We start from the raw sequence: 6394 nt of genomic DNA on the forward strand, positions 1-6394 counted from the left end.
AGCACGACGTCCGGCCCGAGGCCGAGCCGCTCCATCACGCCGGGACGAAAACCTTCGACCAGCGCATCGGCGCTCGCGAGCAGGTCCAGCGCTTGCGCGATTGCCGCCTTGTCCTTGAGGTCGAGCTCGATCACCTTGCGGCCGCGGCCCGCCACCGACTTCATGTTCTTCTTCGCGCCGACGCGGTCGAGCGTGACGACGTCGGCGCCCATGTCGGCCAGCATCATGCAGGCGAACGGGCCCGGGCCGATGCCGGCGAATTCGACGATGCGGAAGCCCGAGAGCGGGCCGAAGCTGCGGACGGTGGAGCCGTCTGATTTTTCTTGGGCTGGTTTGTCGAGCACGTTGTTGTTTCCTCGGGTCGCGGGGCGGGTGCCGGTGGCGCGGCAATCACCTCTGACATTGCTCTTTGGGGCGAGTTAATTGGCTGATTAACTTTTCTCGCCTTCACGCTAGCGAGGCAAGCGGTTTTCATGCCGCAGGGCCAAAATAAAACGGCGCGCACCGAAGTGCGCGCCGCGGAAAATTTGTGTTGAGGCGCTGGAGCGGTCTTGTCAGCCCGCAGCAGTCACCGCGCGCTGCGCCATCACCTTGACGAGGTTGGCGCGATATTCCGCCGTGCCGTGGATGTCGGCCAGCAAGCCGTTCGCCGAAATGCTGACGCTGTCGATCGCCGATGGCGACCAGTTGGCCTTCAGCGCGGCTTCGATCGCGGGCACCCGCATCACGCCGCTCTGCGAGGCCCCTGTGGCGGCCACCCGAACCTCACCCGATTTGGTCTGCGCCACGAACACGCCGGTCAGGGCGAAACGCGAGGCGGGGTGACGCATCTTCTCATAGCCTGCCTTCGCCGGCACCGGGAACGACACGGCGGTGATGATCTCGCCGTCTTCGAGCGCCGTGGTGAACAGGCCCTGGAAGAAGTCCTCGGCCGAGATCGACCGCTTGTTGGTCTTCACGGTGGCGCCGAGTGCGAGCAACGCAGCGGGGAAATCCGCGGCGGGATCGTTGTTGGCGATCGAGCCGCCGATCGTGCCGCGATAGCGCACGGCAGGGTCGCCGAGCACCGAGGTGAGATGGGCGATCGCGGGAATCGCCTTCTTCACATCGGCATTCGTCATGATGTCGTAATAGGTCGTGGCGGCCTTGATGGTCAGCGTATCGCCCGACAATTCGACGCCCTGCAGCTCCTTGATCTTGCCGAGGTCGATGACGTCCGACGGGCTGGCGAGTCGCTGCTTCATCACCGGCAGCAGCGTCTGGCCGCCGGCCAGAAACTTCGCCTCGCTGCTCTTGCCGAACAGGCTGACGGCTTCGTCGACCGAGGAAGCGCGATGATATTTGGTCTGGTACATCTTCGTTGCTCCCTCTCAAGCCGCGTGGATCGTGCGCCACACCCGGTCGGGGGTTGCGGGCATTTCCAGATTGTTCTTGCCGATCGCATCCGTGATCGCGTTGATCACGGCTGCAGAGGCGCCGATCGCGCCAGCCTCACCGCAACCCTTGATGCCCAAGGGATTGCCCGGGCACAGCGTCGTGGTGTGGGAGAGGTTGAAGGAGGGCACATCGTCGGCGCGCGGCATCGCGTAGTCCATGAACGAGGCCGTGACCGGCTGGCCGCTGGCATCGTAGATCGCATGCTCGAGCAGCGCCTGCCCGATGCCTTGAACAAGGCCGCCATGGACCTGGCCCTCGACGATCATCGGGTTGATCAGCCGGCCGAAATCGTCGGCCGCGACGAAGTTGACGAAGGAGGTCTTGCCGGTGCCGGGATCGACCTCGAGCTCGCAGATATAGGTGCCGGCCGGGAAGGTGAAGTTGGTCGGATCGTAGAAGGCGCTTTCCTTCAGACCCGGCTCCATCCCGTCAGGCAGATTATGCGCGGTATAGGCCGCGAGCGCGACCATCGGCAGGGCAATCGCCTTGTCGGTACCGGTGACCTTGAACTCACCGTTCTCGATGACGATGTCGGCCTCGGAAGCTTCCAGCGCATGCGCCGCAATCTTCTTGGCCTTGGATTCCATCTTCTCCATCGCCTTCAGGATCGCGGTGAGGCCGACGGCCGCCGAGCGCGAGCCGTAGGTGCCCATGCCGAACTGCACCTTGTCGGTGTCGCCATGGACGATCGAGACCTGGCTGATGGGAACGCCGAGGCGCTCCGCGACCAGCTGGCAGAATGTGGTCTCGTGACCCTGACCGTGACTGTGCGAGCCCGTGAGGATCTCGATGGTTCCGACCGGGTTGACGCGCACCTCGGCCGATTCCCACAGGCCCACGCCGGCACCCAGGCTGCCGACCGCCTTCGACGGCGCGATGCCGCAGGCCTCGATGTAGCAGGACACGCCGATGCCGCGCAGCTTGCCGTCGGCTTTCGCCTTGGCCTTGCGGGCGGGGAAGCCGGCATAGTCGATCGCCTTCATCGCCGCGTCGAGCGAGGCGTTGAAGTCGCCGGTGTCGTAAGCCATGATGACGGGCGTCTGATGCGGGAACTGGGTGATGAAGTTGGTCCGGCGCAGCTGGGCCGGATCGACCTTGAGCTGCCGTGCGGCCGTCTCCATCAAACGTTCGATCAGATAGCTCGCCTCAGGGCGGCCCGCGCCGCGATAGGCGTCGACCGGCGTGGTGTTGGTGTAGACCCCGACCACCTCGGCATGGATCGCCGGGATGTTGTACTGGCCCGACAGCAGCGTCGCATAGAGATAGGTCGGCACCGACGACGAGAACAGCGACATGTAGGCGCCGAAATTGGCGTAGGTCTTCACCTTGAGGCCGGTGATCTTGTTGCTGGCGTCGAACGCCATCTCGGCATGGGTTACATGGTCGCGGCCATGCGCGTCGGTGAGGAAGGCCTCGGTGCGGTCGCCAGTCCATTTCACGGGACGGCCGATCTTCTTGGAGGCCCACAGCGCCACCATCTCTTCGGGATAGATGAAGATCTTGGAGCCGAAGCCGCCACCGACGTCGGGCGCGATGACGCGCAGCTTGTGCTCGGGGGCGATGTTGTAGAACGCCGACAGCACGAGGCGGGCGACGTGCGGGTTCTGCGAGGTCGTATAGAGCGTGAAATGCTCTTCCGCAGCGTCGTAATCGGCGATCGCCGCGCGCGGCTCCATCGCGTTGGGGGCGAGGCGGTTGTTGGTGACGTCGAGCTTGACGACGTTGGCGGCCTTGGCGAAGGCAGCATCGGCGGCGCCCTCATCGCCGATCACCCAGTCATAGACCTGGTTGCCGGGAGCCTCGGGATGAAGCTGCGGCGCGCCTGATTTGATCGCGGCGTGGATGTCGGCGACCGCGGGAAGTTCCTCGTAACTGACGACGACGGCTTCCGCCGCATCGCGCGCCAGATTCTTGCTGTCGGCGATCACGACCGCGACGGCCTGACCGACGAAGCGCACCGTTTCCGGCGCCATTGCCGGCCATGCGCCCATCTTCATCGGGCTGCCGTCCTTGGAGGTGATGGCCCAGCCGCAAATGAGGTTGCCGACCTTGTCGTCGACGATCTGTTGGCCCGTGAGCACGGCGACCACGCCCGGCATCTTCAGCGCGGCGGAGGAATCGATCCCCTTCACCATCGCGTGGGCGTGCGGGCTGCGGACGAAATGGGCATGGGTCATGCCCAGCAGTTTGATGTCGTCGACGTAGCGGCCCTTGCCGGTAATGAAACGCTTGTCTTCCTTGCGCACGACCCGCGCGCCGATGCCTTCAACACCCATGGCTGGTCCTCCCGACCGGAAATTTTATGGCTGCGCCTTCCTTCGAGAGCGGCAGCGGTGATTTTGTTCGTTCGAGGCGCGCCGCTTTATTCGGCCGCCTGCGAGACCTTCATGCGTCCGGCTGCGTCCAGCACGGCTTTGACGATGTTATGGTAACCGGTGCAGCGGCAGATATTGCCTTCCAGCTCGCTGCGGACGGTGGCCTCGTCGAGCTGGCCGCCATGACGATGCACGATGTCGATCGCCGACATGATCATGCCCGGCGTGCAGTAGCCGCATTGAAGGCCATGATTGTCGCGGAAAGCGGCCTGCATCGGGTGCAGTTCGTCTCCCTTGGCGATGCCCTCGATGGTGGTGACGCTGGCGCCGTCGGCCTGCCCTGCCAGCATGGTGCAGGATTTCACCGCCCTTCCGTCCATATGCACGACACAGGCGCCGCACTGGCTGGTGTCGCAGCCGACATGGGTCCCCGTGAGGTTGAGGTGATCGCGCAAAACGTGGACCAGCAGCGTGCGGTCCTCGACGTCGACAGCAACGGCCTTGCCGTTCACTGTCAGTTTGACTGTAGACACGGTGTGGTCCTCCCGGGATTGATTTTGATTGCTTCTAATTAGAGACAGCGACCCGGAACTTTGCAACTAGGATTTTGGTCGCCCACGTCATGGAAAAGTCATTGATCCTGCCGGGGACACAATGGCTCTGCGAGTCGGCGTCCGCGGCTCGGCGGCTGAGGCGGGGGCGAGGGCGATCCCCAGCATATTCTCATTATTAAGGTGCACTGCTTGCGTGGGATGCCAGCCGGTGCCCCATTCGGTGGGCCTTTGGCCAAGAAGCCGGCGCGCGCTGAGATAGGACGAATTTACCGCCCCTTGACGTTTCTGCCTTAGTTTTGCGCATCCGGTCGGGGAGGCGGGGCGCCTTCGGATCGCGGCTGTTTGGAATAAATAATGGGGGTGGGAATGTCCGGGCGTATCGCGTCGCCGTCAAAGCGCACAATATTTCCCACGCTCAGGTTCCGCGCCAAGATCATCCTCGGCTTTGCCGTCGTGCTGGCGATCTCCGCCGGCAGCATGGCCTTCTCCTATTTCGGCTTCGAGCGCGTTTCGGAAGGCGTCGGATCCTACCGGAGCAGCGTCTCGGAGGCCGATCTTGCCCGCAACATCGATCGCGAACTGCTCGGCTATCGCTCGGCCGCCCGTTACTTCGTGGTGACCGGGAAGGACGACGACGCCAAGGCGGCGCTGGACGCCGAGGCCAGCCTGAGGAATGCCATCGATCAGGCGATCAAGAATGCCAAGCAGCCGGCGCGGCTGGAGAGCCTCAACAAGCTCGCCAAGGAATTTTCCAACTTCTCCGCGACCTTCGCCAAGATCCTGCAGGCCAAGCGCGACAGCGCGCTTCTGGTCCAGAATCAGCTTCAGCGCAACGCCAACCTCCTGAAATACAAGCTGGACGACGTCGGCAACAACGCCTCGGACTCCGAGGCGCAGGCGATCGAATTCGGCACCAAGCAAGTCAACGCCCAATTCCAGACCGCGAGTGCGGCCGCGAGCAATTTCATCCTCAACTCCGACCAGGCCGTTGGCGCAAGTGCGATGGCGCGACTGAAGTTCGTCGAGAACTCGCTCGGCGCGGTCTATTCCATGGACGACAAGATCGTCGCCGGCCTGAAGGAGGCCAAGGCGTTTCTTACAGCCTATCGCGAAGCGCTGGAGAAGCTGATTGCGCAAGCCAAGTTGGTCGACGACCTCGTCACCGCGATGAGCGGCTCGGCCGGCGCGATCCTGCAAGGAGCGACCGCCATGAAGGCGGACCTTGTCGCCGAACAGCAACGGCTGGAGTCGGAGTCGGAAGCGACCATCGGGCGGACCGAGCACCTGGTTCTGATCCTCGCCATTGGCGGTACGCTGCTTGGTGCGGTTCTCGCCTTCCTACTCGGCACCGGCATCTCGCGTCCGATGATCGCGATGTGCAAGGCGATGCGCGAGCTGGCCTCGGGCAATTTCGACGTGGTGCTGCCGGGTCTCGGCCGCAAGGACGAGATCGGCGAGATGGCCGGCGCGGTCGAGGAGTTCAAGGTTCAGGCCGTTGCAAAGGCCGAGCGCGATGCCGCCGCCAGCGAAGTCCAGAATCGGGAGCAGGCTGCAAGCCGGCGTTCCGAGCTGATCCGATTTGCCGATGATTTCGAGAGTGCGGTCGGCGCCATCGTCTCCAACGTCTCGGCCTCCGCCGTGCAGCTGGAATCGGCGGCTTCCACGCTGACCCGCACCGCCGAGACCACGCAGAGCCTGTCGAGCCAGGTCGCGGGCGTTTCCGAGCAGGCGTCCTCCAACATGCAGTCTGTCGCCACCGCGACGGAAGAGCTCTCGGCCTCGGTCGAGGAGATCGGCCGCCAGGTCCGCGATTCCAGCCGCATCGCGGAAGCCGCCGTGGTTCAGGCCAGGGAGACCGACGGTCGCATCGGCAAGCTGTCGCATGCGGCCCAGCAGATCGGCGAAGTGGTCAAGCTGATCACGGCGATTGCCGAGCAGACCAACCTTTTGGCGCTCAACGCCACCATCGAGGCGGCTCGCGCCGGCGAAGCCGGGCGTGGCTTTGCCGTGGTTGCGAGCGAAGTGAAGTCGCTGGCGAGCCAGACCGCGAAGGCCACCGACGAGATCTCCTCGCACATCACGGGCATG

Annotated in this window: 5 protein-coding genes; 1 reads left to right on the forward strand and 4 read right to left on the reverse strand. The window is 64.1% G+C overall.

Annotation, left to right across the window (positions count from 1 at the left end):
- The 4 genes from MOV75_RS23550 to MOV75_RS23565 all read right to left on the reverse strand — a co-directional run.
- The coding region (locus MOV75_RS23550) for a CoA transferase (protein WP_247006708.1) at nt 1-344 on the reverse strand (344 nt) is incomplete at its 3' end.
- 210 nt (nt 345-554) lie between these two features.
- Nucleotides 555-1355, reverse strand: a complete 801-nt coding sequence (locus tag MOV75_RS23555) for a xanthine dehydrogenase family protein subunit M (RefSeq protein ID WP_246920937.1) — start codon at nt 1353-1355, stop codon at nt 555-557.
- Between the two features lie 15 nt (nt 1356-1370).
- Nucleotides 1371-3713 (reverse strand): xanthine dehydrogenase family protein molybdopterin-binding subunit, encoded by a 2343-nt coding sequence (locus MOV75_RS23560; protein ID WP_246920939.1) that lies wholly within the window; start codon nt 3711-3713, stop codon nt 1371-1373.
- Nucleotides 3714-3799: 86 nt separating this feature from the next.
- On the reverse strand, nt 3800-4285 hold the full coding sequence (locus MOV75_RS23565; protein ID WP_246920942.1) for a (2Fe-2S)-binding protein: 486 nt from the start codon (nt 4283-4285) through the stop codon (nt 3800-3802).
- 387 nt (nt 4286-4672) lie between these two features.
- Here MOV75_RS23565 and MOV75_RS23570 point away from each other — a divergent pair.
- The coding region (locus MOV75_RS23570) for a methyl-accepting chemotaxis protein (protein WP_247006709.1) at nt 4673-6394 on the forward strand (1722 nt) is incomplete at its 3' end.

The sequence above is a fragment of the Bradyrhizobium sp. PRIMUS42 genome (assembly GCF_023006515.1).
GTDB lineage: Bacteria > Pseudomonadota > Alphaproteobacteria > Rhizobiales > Xanthobacteraceae > Bradyrhizobium.